The sequence below is a fragment of the Cellulosimicrobium cellulans genome, assembly GCF_042723955.1.
Taxonomy (GTDB): Bacteria; Actinomycetota; Actinomycetes; order Actinomycetales; family Cellulomonadaceae; genus Cellulosimicrobium; species Cellulosimicrobium cellulans_H.
In genome coordinates, this window is record NZ_JBHXIC010000011.1 from 17,277 (window position 1) to 41,179 (window position 23,903).

At 75.1% G+C, this 23,903-nt stretch carries 24 protein-coding genes; 15 read left to right on the forward strand and 9 right to left on the reverse strand.

Annotated elements, in window-relative coordinates:
* The first annotated feature begins 4 nt into the window (after positions 1-4).
* From murA to ACFWH7_RS05010, 5 genes are all read left to right on the forward strand, one after another.
* Positions 5-1,321: a UDP-N-acetylglucosamine 1-carboxyvinyltransferase gene (murA, locus tag ACFWH7_RS04990; protein WP_378215347.1), complete on the forward strand. Its 1,317-nt coding sequence runs from the start codon at positions 5-7 to the stop codon at positions 1,319-1,321.
* 90 nt (positions 1,322-1,411) lie between these two features.
* On the forward strand, positions 1,412-2,716 hold the full coding sequence (locus ACFWH7_RS04995; protein ID WP_378215348.1) for a sensor histidine kinase: 1,305 nt from the start codon (positions 1,412-1,414) through the stop codon (positions 2,714-2,716).
* Complete coding sequence (locus tag ACFWH7_RS05000) at positions 2,713-3,318, forward strand: response regulator transcription factor (RefSeq protein ID WP_378215349.1); 606 nt, start codon at positions 2,713-2,715, stop codon at positions 3,316-3,318. Before ACFWH7_RS04995 ends, ACFWH7_RS05000 begins: the two co-directional genes overlap by 4 nt.
* A 32-nt stretch (positions 3,319-3,350) precedes the next feature.
* Entirely contained in the window at positions 3,351-4,076 is a 726-nt protein-coding gene (locus tag ACFWH7_RS05005) for a lysophospholipid acyltransferase family protein (protein WP_378215350.1), read from the forward strand.
* Between the two features lie 20 nt (positions 4,077-4,096).
* Complete coding sequence (locus tag ACFWH7_RS05010) at positions 4,097-5,155, forward strand: NAD(P)H-dependent glycerol-3-phosphate dehydrogenase (RefSeq protein ID WP_378215396.1); 1,059 nt, start codon at positions 4,097-4,099, stop codon at positions 5,153-5,155.
* A gap of 27 nt (positions 5,156-5,182) precedes the next feature.
* On the opposite strand, the gene ACFWH7_RS05015 is transcribed toward ACFWH7_RS05010, so the two are convergent.
* Positions 5,183-5,902, reverse strand: coding sequence for an AMIN-like domain-containing (lipo)protein (locus ACFWH7_RS05015; protein ID WP_378215352.1), 720 nt, complete (start codon positions 5,900-5,902; stop codon positions 5,183-5,185).
* A gap of 172 nt (positions 5,903-6,074) precedes the next feature.
* On the opposite strand from ACFWH7_RS05015, the gene ACFWH7_RS05020 reads away from it, so the two are divergent.
* Entirely contained in the window at positions 6,075-6,416 is a 342-nt protein-coding gene (locus ACFWH7_RS05020; RefSeq protein ID WP_277513385.1) for a DUF6191 domain-containing protein, read from the forward strand.
* 15 nt (positions 6,417-6,431) lie between these two features.
* Here ACFWH7_RS05020 and ACFWH7_RS05025 read toward each other — a convergent pair whose 3' ends face one another.
* From ACFWH7_RS05025 to ACFWH7_RS05040, 4 genes are all read right to left on the reverse strand, one after another.
* Positions 6,432-7,583 carry a trans-sulfuration enzyme family protein gene (locus ACFWH7_RS05025; protein WP_378215353.1) on the reverse strand — a complete coding sequence of 384 codons (1,152 nt, stop codon included), beginning with the start codon at positions 7,581-7,583 and terminating at the stop codon, positions 6,432-6,434.
* Between the two features lie 59 nt (positions 7,584-7,642).
* Entirely contained in the window at positions 7,643-8,833 is a 1,191-nt protein-coding gene (locus ACFWH7_RS05030) for an acyl-CoA dehydrogenase family protein (protein ID WP_378215355.1), read from the reverse strand.
* An 81-nt stretch (positions 8,834-8,914) separates the two neighbouring features.
* Positions 8,915-9,946 carry a hemolysin family protein gene (locus tag ACFWH7_RS05035; protein ID WP_378215357.1) on the reverse strand — a complete coding sequence of 344 codons (1,032 nt, stop codon included), beginning with the start codon at positions 9,944-9,946 and terminating at the stop codon, positions 8,915-8,917.
* Positions 9,943-11,367, reverse strand: coding sequence for a hemolysin family protein (locus ACFWH7_RS05040; RefSeq protein WP_378215358.1), 1,425 nt, complete (start codon positions 11,365-11,367; stop codon positions 9,943-9,945). The genes ACFWH7_RS05035 and ACFWH7_RS05040 overlap by 4 nt, the downstream gene beginning before the upstream one ends.
* 208 nt (positions 11,368-11,575) lie before the next feature.
* Here ACFWH7_RS05040 and ACFWH7_RS05045 point away from each other — a divergent pair, with 208 nt between their 5' ends.
* Complete coding sequence (locus ACFWH7_RS05045; protein WP_378215359.1) at positions 11,576-12,745, forward strand: D-alanine--D-alanine ligase family protein; 1,170 nt, start codon at positions 11,576-11,578, stop codon at positions 12,743-12,745.
* Positions 12,746-12,763: 18 nt separating this feature from the next.
* Here ACFWH7_RS05045 and ACFWH7_RS05050 read toward each other — a convergent pair whose 3' ends face one another.
* Positions 12,764-13,318, reverse strand: coding sequence for a DUF3515 family protein (locus ACFWH7_RS05050; protein WP_378215362.1), 555 nt, complete (start codon positions 13,316-13,318; stop codon positions 12,764-12,766).
* A 64-nt stretch (positions 13,319-13,382) separates the two neighbouring features.
* On the opposite strand from ACFWH7_RS05050, the gene ACFWH7_RS05055 reads away from it, so the two are divergent.
* Positions 13,383-14,414: a thiamine-phosphate kinase gene (locus ACFWH7_RS05055; RefSeq protein WP_378215363.1), complete on the forward strand. Its 1,032-nt coding sequence runs from the start codon at positions 13,383-13,385 to the stop codon at positions 14,412-14,414.
* A 9-nt stretch (positions 14,415-14,423) separates the two neighbouring features.
* On the opposite strand, the gene ACFWH7_RS05060 is transcribed toward ACFWH7_RS05055, so the two are convergent.
* Positions 14,424-14,939, reverse strand: coding sequence for a GNAT family N-acetyltransferase (locus tag ACFWH7_RS05060; RefSeq protein ID WP_053371462.1), 516 nt, complete (start codon positions 14,937-14,939; stop codon positions 14,424-14,426).
* Positions 14,940-15,117: 178 nt separating this feature from the next.
* Positions 15,118-15,309, reverse strand: coding sequence for a 50S ribosomal protein L28 (gene rpmB, locus ACFWH7_RS05065; RefSeq protein WP_024840757.1), 192 nt, complete (start codon positions 15,307-15,309; stop codon positions 15,118-15,120).
* Between the two features lie 323 nt (positions 15,310-15,632).
* Here rpmB and ACFWH7_RS05070 point away from each other — a divergent pair, with 323 nt between their 5' ends.
* From ACFWH7_RS05070 to rsmD, 3 genes are all read left to right on the forward strand, one after another.
* On the forward strand, positions 15,633-17,519 hold the full coding sequence (locus ACFWH7_RS05070; RefSeq protein WP_378215364.1) for a DAK2 domain-containing protein: 1,887 nt from the start codon (positions 15,633-15,635) through the stop codon (positions 17,517-17,519).
* Positions 17,516-19,774 carry an ATP-dependent DNA helicase RecG gene (gene recG, locus ACFWH7_RS05075; RefSeq protein WP_378215365.1) on the forward strand — a complete coding sequence of 753 codons (2,259 nt, stop codon included), beginning with the start codon at positions 17,516-17,518 and terminating at the stop codon, positions 19,772-19,774. The genes ACFWH7_RS05070 and recG overlap by 4 nt, the downstream gene beginning before the upstream one ends.
* Before the next feature lie 99 nt (positions 19,775-19,873).
* Entirely contained in the window at positions 19,874-20,512 is a 639-nt protein-coding gene (rsmD, locus tag ACFWH7_RS05080) for a 16S rRNA (guanine(966)-N(2))-methyltransferase RsmD (RefSeq protein WP_378215367.1), read from the forward strand.
* Positions 20,513-20,876: 364 nt separating this feature from the next.
* Here rsmD and ACFWH7_RS05085 read toward each other — a convergent pair whose 3' ends face one another.
* Complete coding sequence (locus ACFWH7_RS05085) at positions 20,877-21,620, reverse strand: GNAT family N-acetyltransferase (protein WP_378215368.1); 744 nt, start codon at positions 21,618-21,620, stop codon at positions 20,877-20,879.
* Positions 21,621-21,707: 87 nt separating this feature from the next.
* Between ACFWH7_RS05085 and coaD the strand changes: the two genes are divergently transcribed.
* The 4 genes from coaD to rpmF all read left to right on the forward strand — a co-directional run bounded on the left by coaD (position 21,708) and on the right by rpmF (position 23,838).
* On the forward strand, positions 21,708-22,208 hold the full coding sequence (gene coaD / locus ACFWH7_RS05090; protein ID WP_378215369.1) for a pantetheine-phosphate adenylyltransferase: 501 nt from the start codon (positions 21,708-21,710) through the stop codon (positions 22,206-22,208).
* 23 nt (positions 22,209-22,231) lie between these two features.
* Positions 22,232-22,804, forward strand: a complete 573-nt coding sequence (locus ACFWH7_RS05095; RefSeq protein ID WP_378215370.1) for an ATP synthase subunit B family protein — start codon at positions 22,232-22,234, stop codon at positions 22,802-22,804.
* A gap of 318 nt (positions 22,805-23,122) precedes the next feature.
* Positions 23,123-23,641 (forward strand): YceD family protein, encoded by a 519-nt coding sequence (locus ACFWH7_RS05100; protein WP_378215397.1) that lies wholly within the window; start codon positions 23,123-23,125, stop codon positions 23,639-23,641.
* A gap of 2 nt (positions 23,642-23,643) precedes the next feature.
* Positions 23,644-23,838 (forward strand): 50S ribosomal protein L32, encoded by a 195-nt coding sequence (gene rpmF / locus ACFWH7_RS05105; RefSeq protein ID WP_021482203.1) that lies wholly within the window; start codon positions 23,644-23,646, stop codon positions 23,836-23,838.
* Positions 23,839-23,903: the final 65 nt, after the last annotated feature.

Here is a 23,903-nt window from a genome sequence, read left to right on the forward strand (position 1 = left end):
GCAGATGAACGACGTGCTGTACGTGAACGGCGGGACCCCGCTGGACGGGACGATCACCGTGCGGGGCGCGAAGAACTTCGTGTCCAAGGCGATGGTGGCGTCGTTGCTGGGGGAGTCGCCGAGCGTGCTGCGCAACGTGCCGCAGATCCGCGACGTCGGCGTCGTGACGGGGCTGCTGGAGCTGCACGGCGTGGCGGTGAAGTCCGACCCGGACGCGGGGATCCTCGACCTGGACCCGTCGAACGTCGAGTCGGCGCACGTCGCGGACATCGACGCGCACGCGGGCTCGAGCCGCATCCCCATCCTGTTCTGCGGCCCGCTGCTGCACCGCCTGGGCGAGGCGTTCATCCCCGACCTGGGCGGGTGCCGGATCGGCGACCGGCCGATCAACTACCACCTGGACATCCTGCGCCAGTTCGGCGCCGTGGTGGACAAGCGGGAGAACGGGATCCACATCCGCGCCCCGCGCCGCCTCCAGGGCACCAAGATCGCGCTGCCGTACCCGTCGGTGGGTGCCACGGAGCAGCTCCTGCTCACGGCCGTGCGCGCCGAGGGGATCACGGAGCTGGCGAACGCCGCGATCGAGCCCGAGATCATGGACCTCATCGCGGTGCTCCAGAAGATGGGCGCGATCATCTCGGTCGACACCGACCGCGTGATCCGCATCGAGGGCGTGGACCGCCTCGACGGGTACACGCACACCGCGCTCGGCGACCGCATCGAGGCCGCGTCGTGGGCGTCGGCCGCGCTGGCCACGGGCGGCGACATCACGGTCAAGGGCGCGACCCAGCCCGAGATGATGACGTTCCTCAACACCTTCCGCAAGGTCGGCGGCCGGTTCGACGTGCAGGACGACGGCATCCGGTTCTGGCACCCCGGCGGGGACCTGGACCCCATCGTGCTCGAGACCGACGTGCACCCCGGCTTCATGACGGACTGGCAGCAGCCCCTCGTCGTCGCGCTCACCCAGGCCAAGGGCCTGTCGATCGTGCACGAGACGGTCTACGAGAACCGGTTCGGCTTCACCGACGCGCTGCGCGGCATGGGCGCGACCATCCAGGTCTACAAGGAGTGCCTGGGCGGCCGCGACTGCCGGTTCGGCCAGCGCAACTTCCACCACTCCGCGGTGATCTCCGGCCCGACGCCGCTGGCGGCGGCCGACATCGAGGTCCCCGACCTGCGCGGCGGCTTCTCCCACCTCATCGCGGCGCTCGCGGCGAAGGGCACCTCGACCGTGCGCGGGATCAGCCTCATCGACCGCGGCTACGAGAACTTCCAGGAGAAGCTGGTCGCCCTCGGCGCCGACGTCCGCCGCGACTGACGGACGCCGCGGGCGGGGCCCCGCCCGTGGCGCCGACCTCATGACGACTGTCACGGCGCTCCGCGCCCGCCGCGTGCGACGCTGGACCGCGTGATCACCCGCCCGCGCACCTTCATGGAGGTGTGGAGCCGCCGCACCGCGCCCGAGCGGTTCGACGCCTACACGCGTTGGTCGCTGTACCTGCTCTCGGCGTTCGAGCCGTTCGTCGCGCTCGCCGTGGTGGGGGCGTCGGGCACGTTCGAGGCCACGCCCCTGCGCTTCTGGCTGCTGGCCGTCCTCGCGCAGACCGTCGTGTGCGTCGCGACCCTGCGAGCCGGGATCGTGCACTTCCTCGGTGGTGCCCGCGTCCCGCGTCTCCTCCTCGGCGCCCTCGCCCTGCTGACCGTCGCCGTCGCCGTGCTCGGCCTCCTGGCCTTCCCCGTCGGCTCGCCGGACGACGTCCCGGGGAGCGGGCGCTACTTCGGGCTCCTCGTGGGGCTCGGCTTCGGCGTCCTCGCCCTCGTGCCGCTGCTCACCTTCGGCCGGCTCTGCGCCACGGCGCTCGTGCTGTCCGTGCTCGTGGGGTGCTCGGTGTGGCTCGACACGGGCCCGATCACCGCGACGACCGCGGGCATGGCGTTCGGCCTCGGGCTCTCGACCGCGCTCATGCTCGTCGCCCTCTTCGGCTCCTACCGCACCTCGGTGTGGATGCTCGGCGTGGTGTGGGAGCAGGAGCGCACGCGAGTGCTGCACGCGCGGCTCGCCGTCGCGGAGGAGCGGCTGCGGTTCTCGCGCGACCTGCACGACGTCTTCGGTCGGACCCTGTCCGTGGTCGCCGTGAAGAGCGAGCTCGCCGCCGAGCTCGCGGCGCGTGGCCGCCCGGGCGCCGAGGAGCAGATGCTCGAGGTGCGCCGCATCGCGCAGGACGCGTTGCGCGAGGTGCGCGCGGTCGTCGCGGGCTACCGCACCGCCGACCTGGCCGCCGAGCTGGCCGGCGCCCGTTCCGTCCTGCGGTCCGCGGGGATCACGACGACGGTCCACGGCGACGAGACGCCCGTCGGCCAGGAGGCGCAGGAGGCGCTCGCGTGGGCCGTCCGGGAAGCGGTGACGAACGTGGTGCGGCACTCGACCGCGAGCGCCTGCACCATCACTGTCCATCGCGACGGCGCGACCAGCGTCGTCGAGGTCGTCAACGACGGCGTGCCCGCGACGTCGCGCGCCGGCGGGGGGTCGGGCCTCGTCGGGCTGCGGGAGCGGCTGGAGGGGGCCGGTGGGAGCCTGCAGACGTGGTCCGACGGCGGTCGGTACGGGCTGGTGGCGAGCGTGCCCGACGACGGTGCGGCACGTGGCGCCCCGTCGCGGCAGCCCGACCGCGACCACCCCGCCCCTGCCCCCGAAAGGACCACGCGCGCGTGATCCGCATCCTGCTCGCCGACGACGAGAACCTCATCCGCGACGCCGTCGCGTCCCTCCTCGCGCTCGAGGACGACCTCGACGTGGTCGCCCAGGCCGCGTCCGGGCCCGAGGCCGTCGCGGCGGCGCTCAAGCACGAGCCCGACGTCGCGGTGCTCGACCTCCAGATGCCGGGCCTGGACGGGGTCGAGGTCGCGCAGCGGCTCGCGCGCGACCTGCCGTCCTGCGGTGTGGTGATCGTCACGAGCCACGGTCGGCCCGGCTACCTGAAGCGGGCGCTCGAGGCGGGAGCGCGCGGGTTCCTCCCCAAGACGGTCTCGTCGCGCGTCCTCGCGGACGTCGTGCGCCAGGTGCGCGCGGGCGGCCGGTACGTCGACCCGGAGCTCGCGGCCGAGGCGATCGCCGCGGGCGCGAGCCCGCTCACGGCGCGCGAGGCGGACGTGCTCGAGCTCGCCGCAGACGGCGCGCCCGTCGAGGAGATCGCGACGCGCGCCCACCTGGCCCCGGGGACCGTGCGCAACTACCTGTCGTCGGCCGCCGCGAAGCTCGGGGCGGCGAACCGCCACGAGGCGGCGCACGTGGCCCGGCGGCACGGCTGGATCTGAGCGGAGGGCCGCGCCCGGTAGGCTCGGTGACCGTGCCGAGCCTGCCCGAGACGCCGCGCGCCTACAAGACCCTCGCGTTCTTCCTGCGCCCGATCCTCTTCGCGATCACCCGCCGTGACTGGCGTGGTGCGGAGAACCTGCCCCCGACCGGCTTCATCGCCGCGGCGAACCACGTCACCGAGGTCGACCCCGTGACGCTCGCGCACTTCCTCTACGACCAGGGGCGCGCGCCCAAGATCACGGCCAAGGCGTCGCTGTTCACGGTGCCGGTCCTGGGCGGCCTCCTGCGCCGCACGGGCATGATCCCGGTCCACCGGGGTACGTCGGGCGCCGCGCAGTCCCTCGTCGACTCCACCGCGCGCCTCGACGAGGGGGAGTGCGTCGTGTTCTTCCCCGAGGGGACGTTGACGCGCGACCCTGACGGTTGGCCCATGGTCGGCAAGACGGGCGTCGCGCGGCTCGCCCTGACGAGCCGCGCCCCCGTGGTGCCCATCGCGCAGTGGGGCGCCGAGCAGCTCCTCGCGCCGTACGGCAAGGTGTTCAAGCCGATCCCGCCCAAGCGGGTGGCCGTGCACGCGGGCCCGCCCGTCGACCTGTCCGACCTGTACGACCGCCCGCAGGACACCGCGACGCTGCGCGAGGCGACCGAGCGCATCATGGCGGCGATCACGCGCCAGCTCGAGGAGATCCGCGGCGCGAAGGCGCCCGCGGAGCGCTTCGACCTTCGTCAGCACCCGGGCTCGGAGCGCCGCCGGTGAGCGGGGACCAGACCGTCGAGATCAGCCCTGCGCCGCTCGGCGCCGACGACGTCCCCGCCGCGGAGCGCGTCGTCGCCGCGGTCCTCGGGTCGGGGAGCTGGGGCACGACGTTCGCCGCCGTGCTCGCCGACGCCGGCTGCGAGGTCCGCCTGTGGGGCCGCGACCCCGAGGTCGCCGCGCAGGTGAACTTCTCCCGGCGGAACGAGAAGCGGCTGCCGGGCATCGAGCTGCCCGCGGGCATCCGGGCCACGACCGACGCGCGTGCTGCGCTCACCGGGGCGGGCCTGGTGGTCGTCGCGATCCCCTCGCAGGTCGCGCGTACGACGCTCGCCGAGCTGCGCCCGTACCTGGAACCCGACGCCGTCGCGGTCTCGCTCATGAAGGGCGTCGAGCTGAGCACCGACCGCCGCATGAGCGAGGTCGTCGCGGAGTCCCTCGGGCTGCCGCCCGAGCGCGTCGCCGTGGTGTCCGGGCCGAACCTGGCGCGGGAGATCGCGCACCGCCAGCCGACGGCGACGGTCGTGTCGTGCGTCGACGAGGACGTGGCGCGGTATGTCGCGCGGGCCTGCTCGTCGTCGTACTTCCGCCCGTACACCAATCGCGACGTCGTCGGGGTCGAGCTGTGCGGGGCGGTCAAGAACGTCATCGCGCTCGCCGTGGGGATCGCGCAGGGCCGCGGGTTCGGCTACAACACGACGGCCACCGTCATCACGCGCGGCCTCGTGGAGATCACGCGGCTCGGGCTCGCGCTCGGCGCGGACGCCGAGACGTTCCCCGGCCTCGCGGGCATGGGCGACCTGGTCGCGACGTGCTCGTCCCCGCTCTCGCGCAACCACACGCTCGGCAAGCACGTCGGCCAGGGGCTGAGCCTCGACGACGCGATCGCCGCCACCGGCGGCACGGCCGAGGGCGTCAAGTCCTGCCGGTCCGTGCTCGAGCTCGCCCAGAAGGTGGGCGTCGAGATGCCGATCACGGCCGGCGTCGTCGCGGTGCTGCACGAGGGGATGCCGGTCGACGAGATGGCGCGCGGCCTGCTCGCCCGACCGCAGAAGGCCGAGGGGATCTCGGCCGAGCGCTGAGGTCGATCGTGGCGGCCGACGCGGTCGTCAGTCGTCGTCGCGGACGTCGACCACCACGCGCGTCGGGTCCTCGAGCGAGAACACCCGGAACGGGCGCCGCTCGTCGTCGACCCCGACGAACGCCTGCGTGTAGCCCTCGAAGACCCCGCGCAGCAGGACCTCCTCGACCTCGCCGTCGTCCCCCGCGCGCACCGGGTTGGGTCCCGCGTACTCGTCGACGCCCGTGTCCATGGGGTACCCCGAGCCGGAGATCATGACCTGGAGGTAGGCGTCGCCGTCGACGGCGACGACGTCGCCCTTGCCGTCGTCGACCGGCTGGTCGACGTACTCGACGCGCCACCCCGGCGTCCCGGTCCCGCCGAGCTCGAGGACGACCCGGTCGTACCCGTCGTGGTGCCCGACCCGGATGTCCGTCACGGTCAGGGCCGCGTCCGCGGACGGGTCCTGGGTGTCGGGGTCGGTGTTCGCGGGGAACGGGAGCGGCGCCTCGGTGGCGTCGTCGGCGGGGGCCGACGAGTCGTCGGTGGGGCTCTCGCTCGGCTCGTCGGTCGGTGAACCCGTCGGACTGGGTGAGTCGCTCGTCGGAGTGCCTGACGGCGACGAGGAGTCGTCCGTCCCGCCCGGCGTGCATGCAGCGAGGGCCACGACCAGCCCGGCCGCAGTGGCGGCCGCGACGCGGCGCCGGAGCGTCGCCGGTACGGGTCGTCCTCGCCGGCTTCGGGTCTGCACCGCTCGTCGTGTCCTCATGGCCCGATCGTAGAAAGCGCAGGTCACACCCGCACGGCGGGCAGAGCACGGTCCGGTCCCGATCCGGACACGGCCGTGTCTCGGCGGGACATCGGGGCCGTCACGACCATCGTGGGCGCGCCGGTCCTCGCCCTCGTGGCCCTGCCCGGACGGTCGACGCTACGCTCGGAGGATGCTGCAGGGGATCGGCACAGGCGGGCTGGGGGCTCTCGTCGCGGTCGTGCTCACGGTGCTGCTCGTCGTCGGGATCACACGGTTCACCTCGGGCGCCGAGGCGCGCGCCCGCCGTGACGCGGGCGGGGGCGAGAGCGCGTCGTCGGGCATGTTCGGCGAGATCGTCGAGATCTTTCAGCCGAGCCGCACGCACCTCACCGAGGAGAAGGAGCGCCAGCGCCTCGACATCGTGCAGCGCCCCGCCGAGGGCCGACCGTTCGACGTCGACCTCGACGGCGGCGTCTTCTACGTCCCGACGGACCCGACGGGGCACGAGCGCCGGGACACCGAGGCGCGGTAGCGCACACGGGGAAGATCAGCCGGCGGGTGCCCGTAGCGCCCGGTCGAGGTCCTGCCAGAGGTCCTCGACGTCCTCGATGCCCACGGAGAGCCGCAGCAGGTCCTCGGGGACCGTGAGCGACTCGGTCGCGAACCGACGGCGACGCTCCAGGCTCGACTCCACACCGCCGAGGCTCGTCGCAGGGACCCACAGGCGCACGGCACCGACGACGGCGTCCGCGCCTGCGGCCCCGCCACGAGGCCGGACGCCGAGGATCGAGCCGTACCCGGTCATGAGGCGCGACGCGCGCTCGTGCCCGGGGTCCGTCGGCAGGCTCGGGTGGCGCACCTCGACGACGTGGGGGTGGTCGGCGAGGCGTCTGGCGAGCTCCGCCGCGTTCGCCTGCGAGCGCTCCACGCGCAGCGCGAGCGTGCGCAGGCCGCGCAGCGCGAGCCACACCTCGAACGGGCCGGGGATCGACCCGTGCAGCGTCCGGTAGGCACGCAGCGTCGCGGTGAGCTCGGTCGTGCGCGCGACGGCCGCGCCGAGCACGACGTCGGAGTGCCCGGCGAGGTACTTCGTCACCGAGTGCACGACGACGTCCGCGCCGTGCGCGAGCGGCTGCTGCCCGAGCGGGGTCGCGAACGTGTTGTCGACGGCGGTGAGCACGCCGCGCTCGCGAGCGGCCGCGAGCAGCACGGGGAGGTCGGCGACCTCGAGCATGGGGTTGGTCGGGGACTCGACGAGCAGGAGAGAGGCGCCGTCGAGCGCGGCGACGACCTGGTCGGTGTCCGCGACGTCGACGCGGACCACCTCGAGCTCCGCGCGCGCGGCGAGGTCGTCGGCGAAGCCGAGCGTCACCTGGTAGGCGTGCCGGGGGAGCACGACCTTGCCGCGGGCCGGCACGAGCGAGAAGACCGCCGCGATCGCCGCCATCCCGGACCCGAAGACCACGCCGGGGTGCTCGCCGCCCTCGAGCGCGGCGAGCGCCTCCTCGAACGGGTGCCATGTCTCGGTGTCCATGCGCGTGTACAGGAGCTCACCAGGCTGCTGTACGCCTTGCGAGACGTACGTCGACGACAGCACGATCGGCGGGTTCACGGGCGCGCCCTGCGCCCGCTCGGGTCGCCCCGCGGCGACGACGACGGTGGCGGGGGAGAGGGCGGCGGGGCCGTGCGGGTCGCTCATGGCGGCAGCGTACGCCCGGTCGCACGACGGGTGCCCCGGGCGACCGCTCGGCGGTCCTGTCAGTCGAGCGGGCCCAGGAGGGACTGCGCGACCGTAGAGTGCGCGGACTCGTCGTCGGACGGGTGGAAGATCCCGGCGAGCACGTCGCGGTAGAGGCGGCCGAGCTCGTTGCCCGCGAAGTAGCTCGACCCGCCCGCGACGCGCACCATCTGGTCGACGACCGTCTTCGCCGTCTCCGTGGCGCGCACCTTGAGCCCCGCGGTCGCGCGGAACCAGCCGGCGCCGCGGTCGACGAGCGCGTCGAGCTCGCCCGCGACGGTGTCGATTTGCGGCCAGACCGCGTCGAGCGCGAGCGCGGCGTCGGCGAGGCGCCAGCGGATGTCGGGGTCCTGCGCGAGGGACGCGCCGTCGTTCTTCATCGACGTCCGGCGGCGGGCGGCGGCGACGCCCAGCTCGAGCGCGCGCTCCGCGATCCCCGTGTAGACGGACGCGAGGAGCGTCTCGAACGTCGTGAAGATCCCGACGACGAGCGGGTCGAGCGTGGGCCCGGGCGCGAGCCGCCGGACGACGCGGTCGGCGGGCGCGTGCGCGCCGTCGAGCACCGTGGAGCGGGACTGCGAGGCCCGCATGCCCAGCGTGTCCCAGTCGTCGAGCACCTCGACCCCGGCGTCCCGGGGGACGAACGCGTGCACGAGGCGGGGGGCGTCGTCGGACACCGTGTCGAGCCCGAGGACGCCCAGGCGCGTCCACGCGGGCGAGCCGGACGTGAAGATCTTGCGGCCGTGGAACGTGTAGCCGCCCGTGCCGTCCGGTCGCGCCTCGGTGCGGCACCCGAGCAGGACCAGGTCGTTGCCGCCCTCGGAGTACCCGAAGCCGAACACCTCGCCGCGGCCGGCCTCCTCGAGCAGCCAGTCGAGGGACGCGTCACCGCGCTCGTGCAGGTAGCGCGCGACGCCGGTCCACACGTGGTGCATGTTCACCGCGAGGGCCGTCGCGGGCGCCGCGCCCGCGAGCCGCGCCTGTTCGTGCGCGACCTCGCGCAGGCTGAGCCCGGCGCCGCCGAACGACGTGGGCACGAGCGCGCGCAGGTACCCCGCCTCGGTCAGGGCGACGAGGTCCTCGTCGAAGAACGCGTTGGCGCGGTCGTAGCCCGCCGCGCGGCCGCGGACGGCGTCGAGCAGGTCGTCGGAGAGGAGGGCGCGCGGGCGAGGGAACGGCAGAGCGAACGGCGGAGCGACGGGCGTGGACATGGCCTGCCTTCGGTCGGGGCGGACGGCGAGAGGCCCCGGCGACGTGCGTCGCCGAGGCCCCTCCACCGTACGCCGGACCGGTCAGCCGACGAGCGCCGGCGTCGGCTCCTCCGGGGACGGCAGGATGCGGCGCAGCACGTCGGCGAGCGTCACGACGCCGACGAACCGCTCGCCGTCCATGACGATCGCGAGCTGCTCGCTCGACTCGCGCATCCGCGCGAGCGCGGCGTGCACGGTCGTCCCGGACGCGAGCACGAACCCCGGGCGGGCGAGCTCCCCGGCGAGCCGGTCGTCCGGTTCCAGGAGCGTGTCGCGCACGTGCACGACCTTCGGGACGACGCTCCCGTTCTGGACGAGGATGCGCAGGTGCCCCGACCGCGCGGACGCCGCGCGGACGTCCGCGGCCGTGGCCGTCGCGGGGACCGACGTCGGCCGGCCCTCGGTCGGCACGAGCGCGTCGACCGTGAGGGTCTCGAGCTCGATGACGCCCGAGATCTGCGCGCGGTACGACGCCTCGAGCGCGCCGACGTTCGCCGAGTGCTCGACGAGGTGCCGCAGGGTCGCGGCATCCTGCCCGCCACCCTCGACGTTCTCGACCGGCTCGACGCCCACGGCGCGCACGCAGCGGTTCGCGAGCGCGTTGAGCCAGCGCAGCAGCGGGCGGAACGCCCACATGAACCCGCGCATCGGCAGCGCCAGCAGGGTGGCCGAGCGCTCCGGGTGGGCGATCGCCCACGACTTCGGCGCCATCTCGCCGATGACGAGGTGCAGGAACGTCACGACGATCAGGGCGAGCACGAAGCCCGCGACGTCGGCGGCCCACAGGGGCGCGCCCCACGTCTCGAAGACGGGCGTGAGCCAGTGGTGCACGGCCGGCTTGGTGATGGCACCGAGCGCGAGCGTGCACGCCGTGATGCCGAGCTGCGCACCCGCCATGAGCAGCGTGAGCTCGTTCGAGCTGCGCAGCGCGGCGCGCGCCGCGCGGCTCGTGGGCGCGGCGTCCTCGAGCCGGTGCCGCTTGGCGCCGAGGAGCGCGAACTCCACGGCGACGAAGAACGCGCTGAGCGCGATGATCGCGACGGTCGCCACGACGACGACCCAGGGGTTGCTCATCGGGTCTCCTCCGTCGTGCCCGCCGTCTGGGCGGTCTCGGGTGCCGGGTGCGCGTCTGCGGCGGGGGCGTCGCCCCGCTGCTCGACGAGCCGGACGCGCACGAGGCGCGGCACGTGCCGCTCGACCGACAGGACGTCGACGACGAGCGTGCGGTGCACCGGCTCGTCGTGGACGAGGTCGGCCGGGTCGTCCGGGAGCGGCACCTCGATCTGGTCGCCCGCGCGCGGCAGGGCGCCGTGCTGGGCGATCAGGAGGCCGGAGACCGTCTCGTGGTCGCCGCGCGGCAGGTCGTGCCCGATCGCGCGTTCCGCCTCGTCGACGTGGACGTCGCCGCCCATGACCCACACCCCGTCCTCCTCGGCCGTGACCGTGACGGGCTGCTCGGGGTCGTGCTCGTCGGTGATCTCGCCCACGAGCTCCTCGGCGAGGTCCTCGACCGTGAGCACGCCGGTGAAGCCGCCGTACTCGTCGATGACGCACGCGAGCTGGTTGCGCGTGGAGTTGAGCTGGGCGAGCGCGTCGGGCAGCGTCATGGTCGTCGGCAGCACGACGGCCGGGCGCATGAGGTCGGTGACGGGAGCGTCGTCGGGCAGGACGGTCGCGAGGACGTCGGCGAGCTGGACGACGCCGAGCGGCTGGTCCGTCTCGTCGACCACGGGGTAGCGCGTGTGCGCGCGGGCCATGAGCTCGCGCACCTCGGCGACGGTCGCCTCGGGCCGCACCGTCCCGACGCGCGAGCGGGGGATCATCGCGTGCTCGACGTCCTGCTGGGGGAAGTCGAGGATGCGGTCGAGCAGCACCGAGAGCTCGTCCGGCAGGTCGCCGCTCTCGCGCGAGTCCGCCACGATGTGCTCGAGGTCGCGCGCGGTCGCGGTGTTGTCGACGTCGTGCACGGGCTCGATCTTCAGCAGGCGCAGCAGGGCGTTGGACGCCTTGTCGAACACCGCGATGAGCCAGCCGAACACCGTGAGGTACGCGGTCGTGGAGCGCGCCAGGCCCTTCGCGAGCGGCTCGGGCCGCGCGATGGCGAGGTTCTTGGGGAACAGCTCGCCGAAGAGCATCTGGATGATCGTCGACAGCACGAGGGCGAGGACGGTGCCCACCGCCACGCCGACGCCCGTGGGGACGCCGACGCCGCCGAGCATCGTGCCCAGCGACTCACCGATCAGGGGCTCGGCCACGTAGCCGACGAGCAGGCCTGTCACGGTGATGCCGAGCTGGGCCCCGGACAGGACGAAGGACGTGCGCCGGGTGACGGCGAGCGCGCGCCGGGCCGGCTCGTCGCCGGCCTCCGCCTTGGCCCCCAGGCGGGAGCGGTCGACGGTCATGTAGGCGAACTCCTGGGCGACGAAGTAGGCCGTCGCCGCCGTGATCGCGAGGACCACGAGGAGGCCGAGCAGGAGGGAGAGGAAGGTCGTCATCGTGCCCGCACCGCCCTCCGGTCGTCGGGGACGCGTTCGCGCGTCCGCTCGTCGCCGGGGCCGGTGCGGCCGGGACTATGGTCGGGGTCGTCGGCCGCGGGGGCCTCGAGAGTCGTGTCTTCCACGGCACTCCCAACGCAGGACGTCCCCGAATCGTTCCCGGTGGTGCGTCGGGCGCGCGAGCAGGCGTCCGGTAGGGTCGTGCGCGATGTCCAGCCAGAGCCCCGACCGGTCCGTGCCGTCCACCGACGAGCACCCCACCGGCGCGCCCCGCAAGCCCCGTGTCCTCGTGCTGTTCGGGGGCCGCTCGGGCGAGCACGCCATCTCCGCCGCGACCGCCGCGGGCGTCCTGCGCGCGATCGACCGGTCGCGCTACGACGTCGTCCCCGTCGGGATCACGCCGACGGGGGAGTGGGTCCTCGCGGCCGACGAGCCCGCGCGCTGGGAGATCGCGGAAGGGCGCCTGCCGCAGGTCGAGCCGACCGGCGAGGAGGTCATCCTGCCGCTGTCCACCGGGCGCCGGGAGCTGCGCGTCCTCACCCCGGGCGACGTCCCGCGCGTGCTCGGCGAGGTGGACGTCGTCTTCCCGCTGCTGCACGGCCCGTACGGCGAGGACGGCACGCTCCAGGGCATGCTCGAGCTCGCCGACGTCCGCTACGTCGGCGCGGGCGTCCTGGCGTCCGCCGTCGGCATGGACAAGCACTTCATGAAGCTCGTGCTCGCGGGCGAGGGGCTGCCCGTCTCCCCGTACACCGTGATCCGCCCAGGCGCGTTCGAGCGCGACCCGGAGGCGTGGACGCAGACCGTCGCGGCCCTCGGCCTGCCGGTGTTCGTCAAGCCCGCGCGCGCCGGGTCGAGCCTCGGCATCTCCAAGGTCGACGACCTCGCGGACCTGCCCGCCGCCATCGCCGCCGCGCAGGAGCACGACCCCAAGGTGATCGTCGAGGCGGGCGTCGTCGGCCGGGAGATCGAGTGCGCCGTCCTCGGGGGCCGCGGGGGCGCGCGTCCGCGCGCGTCGTTGCCCGGCGAGATCGTCGTGACGGGCGACGCGCACGACTTCTACGACTTCGAGGCCAAGTACCTCGACGAGGCCGGGGTCGAGCTGTCGTGCCCGGCCGACCTGCCGGAGCACCTCGTCGAGCGGGTGCGCGAGATCGCGATCCGCACGTTCGAGGCGGTCGGCGCCGAGGGCCTCTCGCGCGTCGACGTCTTCGTCACGCCCGACGAGCAGGTCGTCGTCAACGAGATCAACACGATGCCCGGCTTCACGCCGTTCTCGATGTACCCGCGCATGTGGGAGAAGTCCGGGCTGAGCTACCCCGAGCTCATCGACGAGCTCGTGGCGCTCGCGCTCGAGCGCCCCACCGGCCTGCGCTGACCCGCTGACCCGGCCGGCTCAGCCCGCGTCGGCCGCGCCGACGCACGCGCGCGTCTGCGGGACCTCCATGACCGCGCGGCCCAGGTCCGCGATGAACGCCGTCGAGTGGCCCTCGGTCACGGCCGGCGGCACGACGACCTGCACCGCGGGGTCGCGACCGTAGGTCGTGAACGTCCACGTGCCCTGGTCCTCGACCACGAGCCAGTCCACGGCGCCGCCCTCGGACTCGACGCTCTGGCACGTCGTCGTCGTGGGCCCGGGGACCTCGACGCCGCACCGCAGCGTCACCGCGGCGCCCGGCTCGCCCCAGGCCGCGGTGGCCTGGCTCGTCGTGCCGACCTTCGCCAGGTCCTCGCCGAGGGTCTCCGGCAGCGCGAGCACGACGTCCGCGCACAGCGGGTTCTGGGCGTCGTCCGCCACCGGGACGCCGATGCGCGGCGCGCAGGCGGCGGTCGCCGCGACGACGCCGAGGAGCGCCGGCACGGCGAGGGCCCGGACGAGGGGTCGCGAGCGGCGGGGCGGTCGCGCTCCGGGGGAGGTGGACGGCGAGGCGGGAGGGACGGCGTCGAGCACGCGACCACCGTAGCGGCCCGCGGAGGGTGCCCGTGACCGCCCGGGCGGCGACTAGGGTGGCGGCGTGAGCGAGACGCCCCTGCTGGTCCGCGACGTGCCCGAGGAGGCGCTCCTCGCCCGGATCTTCCCCCTGCTGCCCACCGCGCCGACCACCCTCGTCGGGCCGGGGGACGACTGCGCCGTCGTCGCGGCGCCCGACGGCCGCTACGTCGTGTCGACCGACGTCCTCGTCGAGGACCGGCACTTCCGCCGGCGCTGGTCGTCCGGGTACGACGTCGGGTGGCGGGCCGCGGTGCAGAATCTCGCCGACGTCGTGTCCATGGGCGCGCGCCCCGCGGCGCTCGTCGTGTCGCTCGTCATGCCCGGCGACCTGCCCGTCGACTGGGTCACCGGCCTGGCGCGGGGGCTCGCCGACGCGTGCACGCCGCTCGGGGCCGCGGTGGTCGGCGGGGACCTGTCGGGGGGCGACCAGGTCGTCGTCGCGGTCACGGTCCACGGGGACCTCGAGGGCCGCGCCCCCGTGCTGCGCTCCGGCGCCCGGCCGGGTGACGTCGTCGCCCTCGCGGGGAGCCTGGGCCGGTCCGCCGCGGGTCTCGCGCTGCTCGACGCCGACCGGGCGGACCTCGACGACGCGCTCGTCGTCGCGCACCTGCGTCCCGACCCGCCGCTCGCCGCGGGTCCCGCGGCCGCCGACGCCGGCGCGACCGCGATGATGGACGTGTCCGACGGGCTGCTGCGGGACGCGGGCCGGATGGCGCGGGCGAGCGGCGTGGTCGTGGACCTCGAGCTCGCCGCCCTGGGCGCGGACCGCGACCGGCTGCGCGCGGCGTCCGCGGCGCTCGACGGCGCGAGCGGGGACGGTGCCGGGGCGACGGACGGCGACGCCCGGACGGACGCCCGCGAACGCACCGAGGGCTGGGTGCTCTCGGGAGGCGAGGACCACGCGCTGCTCGCGACCTTCCCCGCCGACGCCGGCCTGCCCGACGCGTTCCGGGCGATCGGCACGGTGCGCACCGTGGACGGCGTGGGCGCCGGGGTGCGGGTCGACGGCCGCGTCGCGCACCGCGCGACCGGGTGGGACCACTTCCGCGCGTGAGCGCGGCGGTCAGCCCCGGCGGTAGCGGACGGCCGTGAGGTCCTTGCCGCCGATGTCGTCACGGCGCTCGACGCCGTCCGGCGTGAAGCCGTGGCGACGGTAGAAGCGCCGCGCGCGCTCCGCGTCCTCGAGGACCCAGAGCGTGACGGTCGTGCCGGGGCGCACCTCGCCGAGCATGGTGCGCATGAGGTCGCGCGCGACGCCGCGGCCCCAGGACTCGGGGTCCAGGTAGATGGCGAAGATCTCGAGGTCGCCCGGCTCGGCGTCCTCGTCGCGGCTGGGGCCGAGGGTGGCGAAGCCGATCGTGCGGCCGTCGGCGTCGGCGAGCCACGTGCGGGCGCCGGGGGTGGCGAGGCTCTGGACCCAGTGCTGCTCGCGCTGGTCGTGGTCGAGCGAGGCCAGGTACTCGTCGGGCACGATGCCCGCGTAGGCGCCTCTCCAGGACGCGATGTGCACGGCCGCGATGGCGCTCGCGTCCGCGGGAGCGGCCGGGCGGATGGTTACCTCGCTCAGTTCCGTCACCATGCACAAAGACTGCCACCGCGGCCCGGATCCGCCAAACCGGTTTGTCCTGATCTTCAGGAGATCTCCGCATCTCGGGGGAGCGGTAGGGCTCTCGTCCGGAGCGGGGTGCGCGAGGCGGAGACGACGAGAGCGCCTGCCGGGACCCGGCAGACGCTCTCGTCAGGAAGTCTCGCGATGCTCAGGCGGGACGGGTGACCTTCCCGGCCTTGAGGCAGGAGGTGCACACGTTGAGACGCTTGGGCGTCCCCGCGACCACGGCGCGCACGCGCTGGATGTTCGGGTTCCAGCGGCGCTTCGTCCGGATGTGGGAGTGCGAGATGCTGTGCCCGAAGCCCGGGCCCTTGCCGCAGACGTCGCAGTTGGCAGCCACGGTTTCTCCTGATCGTCGTGCACGTCGCGCACGCAGCGGCGACGTCCTGAATGGTCTGTAGGGTGCCTCGCCCGGTGTTCCTCGGCGGCTCCTCGACGGTGTCGAGGGCGCGCGAAGCACCCGGGCAACCTCGTCAGGGTAGCCGATCCGAGGGCCTGAGCTCAAACCGGGCGCTCGTCACACCCTCGGGTGCCCGGAGGTGCCCCGGCGCGCGCCCCGACGGCACGCGCGGTTGACTACCGTGGTCCCGACGGCCCGCGGTGCCGTCCGACCGTCCGGCCGCCCGGCCCGGTCGTCCCCCGAGCGCAAGGAGCCGGTCCGACGTGAGCCCCGGAGCCGACGTGGTCGACGCCGCCGTCGTCGTCGCGTGGGGCCGCGGCGGTGTCCGCGCGCTCGCCGCCGCGCGCGAGTCGCTCGACCGCGTGAACGTGTTCCCCGTCGCGGACGCCGACACGGGGACCAACATGTACCTCACGCTCCTCGACGCGGTCCGGGCGCTGCCGGGCGGTGACGCGGCGGGAGTCGCGGAGGCCGGTGCGGTGGGCGGCGCCGGCGACCTGCTGGTGCGGCTGGCCCGCGGCGCGCTCGTCGGGGCGCGCGGCAACTCGGGCGTCATCCTCAGCGAGTACCTCCGCGGGATCGCGCTCGCGCTCGCCGAGCACCGGACCGTGACCGGTGCCGCGCTCGCGGCCGGCCTCGAGCGCGCCGCCCGCACCGCGCGCGACGCGGTCGCCCGCCCCGCACCCGGCACGATCCTCACGGCTGCCGACGCCGCAGCGCGTGCCGCGACGACCGCGTCGGAGGGGCCCGGTGCCTCCGCGCCCGCGGTCGTCGCGGCCGCGGCCCGGGACGCGGCGCGTGCCGCGGCGCTGCGCAGCACCGGCGAGCTCGACGTGCTCGCCCGGGCGCAGGTCCTGGACGCCGGAGCCCTCGGCCTCGTGCTGGTCCTCGGCGCGCTCGTCGCGGCGCTCGACGCCCGCGTGGCGGGGAACGACCCCTCGGCCGCCGTGGGCGCCCCGGGGTCCGCGCCCGACGCGCACGACGACGCCGGGCCCGCGGGAGCGGGTGTGTCGGAGGTGCTCGGCATGATGGCCGGCATGGTGCCGGTGCCGGGCTCGCCCGGGGACGCGGGCACCGGGCCGCGGTCCGGGCATGAGGGGGGCGAGTTCGAGGTGATGTACGTGGTCGACGTCCCGGCGGGCGGTGCGGAGCACCCTGCCGGCGTGGCCGTCGAGGACCCCGCCGAGCTGCTCCGCGCGGAGCTCGCGCGGATCGGCGACTCCGTCGTCGTGGTGGGCGGGCCGGGGGACGACGGCTCGGGCCTCTGGCAGGCGCACGTCCACACCGACGACCCGATGGCGGCGGTCGCCGTCGGGCGAGCCACGCTCGCGACGCTGCGGTCCGCGCGGGACGGCCACGAGGTCGGCGCGCCGTCCACGGCGGGGCCCGACGTCGCGCTGCGCCAGGTGCGCGTCCGCCACCTCCCGGGACCCCACGAGCCGGGCCACGCCCCGGACGCCGCTGCCGACGGGGCGCACGGCGCCCGGACCGGTGCGTCCGCCGTCGCCGACGCCCCCGGGATGGTCGCGGTGACCACGGCGCCCGCGCTCGTCGCGGACCTCGCCCGGGCGGGCGCCGTCGTGCTCCTGCGAGAGGCTCCCGGCCCCCTCGACCTGACCGCCCTGCACCGCGTCGCGGTCGACGCCCGCGCGTCGCACGTCGCGCTCCTGCCCGGCGCGGACCTGCGGGAGGACGACGTCGAGTCCCTGCGCGCGACCCTGCGCGACGACGGGGTCGAGACGCTCGAGGTGCTGCCCGCCGGGAGCGACCTGCACGTCGCGGTGGCGCTCGCCGCCGCGCAGCTCGTGGAGCCCGGTGCCGCGCAGCGGCTCGAGGCGGCCCGGTCGGCGCTCGACGCCGCACGGTGGGCTCGCCTCGACACCGCGGGCGTGCCGGCCCCGGCGCTGGCGCAGCGGCTGACGGACCTGCTCGGACCGCTCCGGGCTCCCCTCGGGGCGCTCGTCACGGTGCTCGCCGACGACGACGTGCCGGACGTGGCCCTCGACGCGCTCGCGGCGCACGCGACCGGGGACGGGGCGGAGCTCGTGCTCCTGCGCTCGGGGCGCGACGGCGGCGTCGTCACGCTCGCCGTCGAGGGGCCGGAGGCCGTGGCCGACGACATCGAGCGCACCGTGGAGGCCGAGGGATGAGCGACCGCCTGGCCGAGCCGCTGACCCGTGCCGTCGGCACGCGCAGCGCGGGCCCGCTCGCGAAGCTGGGCCTCGAGACCGTGGGGGACCTCCTGCGGCACTACCCGCGACGCTACGGGGACCCGGGGCGCCTCACCGACCTCGGCGGCCTCGCCCTCGGCGAGCACGTGACGATCGTCGCGCAGGTCCGCAGCGCGACGGTCCGGCGCATGCGCAACCGTGCGGGCGCGATCCTCGAGGCGGTCGTGACCGACGGCCCGCAGCAGCTCTCGCTCACGTTCTTCGCCAAGAGCCCCAACGTCCTGCGCTACCACGAGCAGCGGCTCGCCCCGGGGCGGCACGGGCTCTTCACGGGGGTGGTCGGGCTGTACCGGGGCACGCGCCAGCTCACGCACCCCGACTACAAGATCATCGGGGTCGACGACGACGCGGAAGACACGGAGAGCGCCGTGCTCGAGGCGAGCCGGCCCATCCCGATCTATCCCGCGAGCGCGAGCATCCCGAGCTGGAAGATCCAGCCCGCCGTGCGCACCGTGCTCGACCCGCTGCGCGAGGAGGACGTCCCGGACCCGCTCCCGGACGCCGTCCGCGAGCGGCACGGGCTCGGGACGCGGCTCGAGGCGCTGCGCGACGTGCACGAGCCCTACGACGAGAAGCAGTGGCGGCGCGGGCGCGACCGACTGCGGTACGAGGAGGCGTTCGTCCTCCAGGCGGCGCTCGCCCAGCGCCGGGCCCGGGCCGCGGCCGAGCCGGCGACGGCCCGCCCTCCCCGCGGACCGGGGGAGCCGAGCATCCTCGCCGACTTCGACGCCGCGCTCCCGTTCACGCTGACGACGGGTCAGCGCGAGGTCGGGGAGGAGATCGCGACGGACCTCGCGCTCGCGCGCCCCATGCAACGGCTCCTGCAGGGCGAGGTGGGCTCCGGCAAGACCGTCGTCGCGCTGCGCGCCATGCTCCAGGTGATCGACGCCGGCGGGCAGGCGGCGCTCCTCGCCCCGACCGAGGTGCTCGCCGCGCAGCACGCGCGCACCCTGCGCGCGCTGCTCGGGCCGCTCGCGGAGGGCGGCTTCCTCGGCGGTGCGGAGCACGGGACGCGCGTCGCGCTCCTCACCGGGTCGCTCGGCGCGGCGGCGCGCAAGGAGGCGCTGCTCGACGCCGCGAGCGGCGCGGCGGGGATCGTCGTCGGCACGCACGCGCTGCTGTCCGAGAACGTGCAGTTCGCCGACCTCGGCCTCGTCGTCGTGGACGAGCAGCACCGGTTCGGCGTCGAGCAGCGCGACGCGCTGCGGGCCAAGGCGCGGACGGCCCCGCACCTCCTCGTCATGACCGCCACGCCGATCCCGCGCACCGTCGCGATGACGGTGTTCGGCGACCTCGAGACCTCGTCGCTCACGGAGATCCCGGCCGGGCGCGCCGGCATCACGACCCACGTCGTGCCCGCCGGGAACGAGGCGTGGATGGAGCGCACCTGGGCGCGTGTGCGCGAGGAGGTCGACGCCGGGCACCGCGCGTACGTGGTGTGCGCGCGCATCCACCCGGACGAGCCGGACGCGGACGGGCCGCCGAAGGGGACCGACGACTTCGACGAGGTGCCCGACTTCCTCCTCGACCCCGACGCCCCGGACGCGTCGGACCGCGCACCCCTGCGGGCCGTGCTCGAGGTCGCCGAGGAGCTGCGCACGCACCCGCGCCTCGCGGGGCTCGAGGTCGGGGTGCTGCACGGGCAGATGGCCCCGGCGGACAAGGACGCGGTGATGGCCGACTTCGCGTCCGGCGCGGTGCAGGTGCTCGTCTCGACGACGGTCGTCGAGGTCGGCGTCGACGTGCCCGAGGCCACGGTCATGGTGGTCCTCGACGCGGACCGGTTCGGCATCTCCCAGCTCCACCAGCTCCGCGGGCGCGTCGGGCGCGGGTCCGCGGCCGGGCTGTGCCTGCTCGTCTCGACGGCGCAGCCGGGCACACCCGCCGCGACACGCGTCGAGACGCTGGCCCGCACGACCGACGGGTTCGAGCTCGCGACCGTCGACCTCGAGCTGCGCAGCGAGGGCGACGTCCTCGGCGCCGCGCAGTCGGGGCGGGCGAGCTCGCTGCGGCTCCTGCGCGTGGTCAAGGATGCGGACGTCATCGAGACCGCGCGCACCGACGCGGCCGCCGTCGTCGCGGACGACCCCGACCTGACCGACCACCCCGCTCTCGCCGACGCGATCCGCGACCAGCTCGACCCCGAGCGCGAGGAGTTCCTCGAGCGCGCGTGAACGTGCGGCATAGTCCGCATCGGCCGTTGCGCCGCGCATCGTGACCTCGCACCACGGCGTCGTGCGTCGATCCCCGTGCGGCGTGTCTAGGCTGGGCGCGTGACGAGGATCGTGGCGGGAACGGTAGGGGGACGCACGCTGCAGGTCCCGCCGCGCGGGACGCGGCCGACGAGCGAGCGTGTCCGCGAGGCGATCTTCTCCCGTCTCGAGCACCTGGGTGTGGTCGACGACGCGCACGTCCTCGATCTCTATGCGGGATCGGGCGCGCTCGGCCTCGAGGCGGCGAGCCGCGGTGCCGCCGACGTGACGCTGGTCGACTCGGCCCGGGTCGCCGCCGACGTCGCCCGACGCAACGTCGCGGCCCTCGGCCTGTCGAACGTGCGCGTCGTCGCGCAACCCGCCGAGGCGTTCGTCGCGGGCGTGGCCGCCGCCGTGGCGACGGAGCGGACGGCCGTCGGGGCGGCGTCCGGAGCAGCGACCTCCGGGCGTGCGGGACACGGCCCGTACCACCTCGTGCTCGTCGACCCGCCGTACGACGTCACCGCCGAGGCGCTGGAGCGCGTCCTCGCCCACCTCGCGGCGCCCGACGTCCTCGACCCGGCCGCCGTCGTCGTCGTCGAGCGCTCGACGCGCACGCCCGCGCCGACCTGGCCGACGGGCTGGGAGGTCGTCGCGCGCAAGGACTACGGCGAGACGACGGTGTACTTCGTCGGCCCCGAGCTCCCCGACGAGACGTAGCCGCCCGCCCCGCCGGCCGAGGCAGAACCTGGACCCCCGAGGTAGAACCCCGGCCAGGCGAGGTAGAACCCTGGTAGCGCGAGGTAGAACCCTGGTAGCGCGAGGTAGAACCCTGGTCGCGCGGTAGAACCGTGGGAGCTGTGCCCGGCGGCGCGTGGTTGCCCCGTGGGTGGTAGCGGTTGGTGGTGGCGCGGCGTCGACCGTCTGCGCCGCTCGTTCCTCGCGGCTCCCGTGCTCGCGGTCGGGATCGCGTTCGCTGGCTCAGTCGCGCCGCCGCGCGGCGTGACGCGCGACCAGCGTTCTACTTCGCGCGACCGGCGTTCTCCCTCGGCGGACCGGGGTGGTTCTACCTCGAGGCGGCTGCTCAGGTCGTCGGGGCGTGGGCCTCGGACGGGGCGAGGATGCCGACCGGGACGGTCGCGAGGGCGGCGGGGTCGGCCGGGTCGACGAGCGCGACGCGGTCGCCGGACGCGGCGTCGAGCAGTCGGCGGGTCGCGGCGTCGTCCGACAGCGTGCCCTCGCTCGCGCGGAGGTTCTCCGCGAGGAACGCGAGCAGCGGCGCGGCGGGGACGTCGTCGGGGGTGCCCGGCCCGAGGGGGAACGACACGAGCAGGAGTGCGGGCACGCGCTCGCCGCCGGGTCCGTCGCCGGGCTGGAAGTAGGGGAGCGCGAGGACGCGCGCGCCGAGGCGCGCGTAGAACCGCAGCCGCGCGACCGGGTCGCCGTGCGCCTCGCTGCCGACGTGGTGCGCGGGGTGCTCGACCTCCCCGAGGACCAGGAGCGGGTCCAGGTCTCGCCAGCCGGTGAGGGCGGCGGCGACGAGCCGTCCGCCGACCCCGCCGCCGCGCCGGCCGGGCGCGATGGCGAGGTAGAGGACGAGCAGGACGCGCGCGTCGGGGAACCACTCGCCGACGACGCCCGCGACGACGCGGCCGTCCTCCACCACCCCGAGGCTGCGCAGGCGTCCGCTCGCGTGGTCGTCGAGGAGCTCGTCGACGTCCACGAGCTCGGCGGGCGGGAACGACGGCGCGAGCACGTCGCGGTGGAGCGAGCGCACGAGCTCGGGCGTCGTGAGCGGGACGACGGCGGGTTCCTCCGGGGCGGTCACGCGGACCATCGTCGCGCGCGACGCCGATCCGCGCCCGCCCGGTCGTGCCGCCGGGGTCCGCGCGGCCGCGTGTACTACCGTGACGAGGTGACCACAGCCGTCTGTCCCGGGTCCTTCGACCCGATCACCCTGGGCCACCTCGACATCGTCCGACGTGCCCGCGCGCTCTTCGACGAGGTCGTCGTCGGCGTCGCGCGGAACGCGTCGAAGTCGGCGCTCCTGAGCGTCGACGAGCGGGTCGCGCTGGCCGGTGCGGCGGTCGCCGACGCCGGGCTCGACGGGGTGCGCGTGGAGGTGGTGCCGGGGCTCCTGGTGGACTTCTGCCGGGAGATCGGGGCGGGCGCCGTGGTCAAGGGGCTGCGTGGTGGCGCGGACTTCGACGCCGAGCTGCCGATGGCGCTCATGAACCGGCACCTGGCCGGCGTCGAGACCGTGTTCGTCGCGGGCGACGCCGCGCTCCTGCACGTCGCGTCGTCGCTCGTGAAGGACATCGCGCGCCACGGGGGGCCGGTCGACGACCTGGTCCCGCCGGGGGTCGGGGACGCCGTCCGTGCGGCGCTGGCACGGGTGCAGGGGAGCAGCAGGTGAGCACGACGGGAAGGACCGGGTACGTGAGCGAGCAGCAGGACCGACGGGTGACGCACGAGGACCACGCGACGGAGGAGGCGCGGGTCGGGCTCAACGCGATCCTCGACGACCTCGCGCACCTCGTGGAGTCGGCGCGCGCGATGCCCATGTCCGCGTCGGTGCTGGTGCACAAGGGCGACGCGCTCGCGCTCGTGGACGAGCTGCGCGGCGCGCTGCCCGAGCAGCTCGCGCACGCCGACGAGGTGCTGGCCCAGGCGGACGCCGTGCTCGAGGACGCGCACCGGCAGGCGGAGGAGATCCTCACGACGGCGCGTGCGCGCGCGATCGAGCTCGTGCAGGCGGAGCAGGTCGTGGTCCAGGCGGAGTCGCGGGCCCGGGAGATCGTGGACGAGGCCGACGAGGCGGCGACGGCGCTGCGGCGCGACGCCGACGACTACTGCGACCGCAGGCTCGCGGACTTCGAGGTCGACCTCGGCAAGCTGCTCGCCCAGATCCAGGGCGGGCGCGCGAAGCTCGCGGACCGCCTCGGTGACCGGGTCGGCGAGCCGGAGGAGTCGCCGTTCCCGGCGACGATGCGCGAGCGCGCCGCGCGCTGAGGTCGTGGGCCGCGACGGAGCCGCGCGGCGCCGCCGCCTCGACGCCGGGTGCCCGGCTCGACGGGCGCGGGGCGCAGCCGGCGGCAGGTGGCGGTCGGGCCGTCGCGTGACGTAAGATCGATGTTTGGCTCGGCGCGTCACGCGTCGGCCTGTGCCTGGCAGTCGCCGTCGAGCGGCCGTCGGCCCCCGACCATCGTTGACCATCCGTCCGCGGGCGCCCACGCCCGCGGCCTGGCGATCCTGGAGTCCGCCATCACCGCCGAGAAGACGTCGCCGCTCGTGCTCGACACGCACGAGCTCGGTCGGCGACCCGGGAGCATGCTGACGGTCCGCCGGACCGTGCCTGCCCCTGCCGACCTCGGGACCGCCGTGATCGGCATCCCCGAGGGCAGCGAGCTCGAGCTCGACCTGCGTCTCGAGGCGGTCATGGAGGGCGTGCTCGTCTCGGGCACGGTGTCGGGCCACGCGGTCGGGGAGTGCGTGCGCTGCCTCGACACGGTCCACGAGGACGTCACGGTCGAGCTCGGGGAGCTCTTCGCCTACCCCGAGCGCGCGAAGGCCGCCCAGGAGTCGGGCGACGACCTGGAGGACGCCGAGGACGTCTACGACCTCGACGGCGACCTCGCGGACATCGAGCCCGCGCTACGGGATTCGGTCGTCACTGCACTACCATTCAGTCCGGTGTGCCGAGCGGACTGCCCGGGGCTGTGCTCCGAGTGCGGGGCGCGTCTGGCGGACGACCCGGGGCACACGCACGAACTTGTCGACCCTCGTTGGTCGGCGCTGGAGAGCATGTTCGACACCTCGAACGTGTCCGACGAGACGAAAGAGAGCTAGCCGTGGCTGTTCCGAAGCGCAAGATGTCGCGCAGCAACACCCGTGCGCGTCGTTCGCAGTGGAAGACGACCGCCGCGAACCTCACCACCTGCCCGCAGTGCAAGGGCGACAAGCTGTCGCACGCGGCGTGCCCGACGTGCGGTACCTACAAGGGCCGCCAGTACGCCGAGGCGCTGCGCACCGAGCACGCAGGCTGAGGCGCGTGGCACCGGCTGCACCGGCATCCGGTCTTCTCGAGAAGCTCGGGGTCCATCTGGACCCC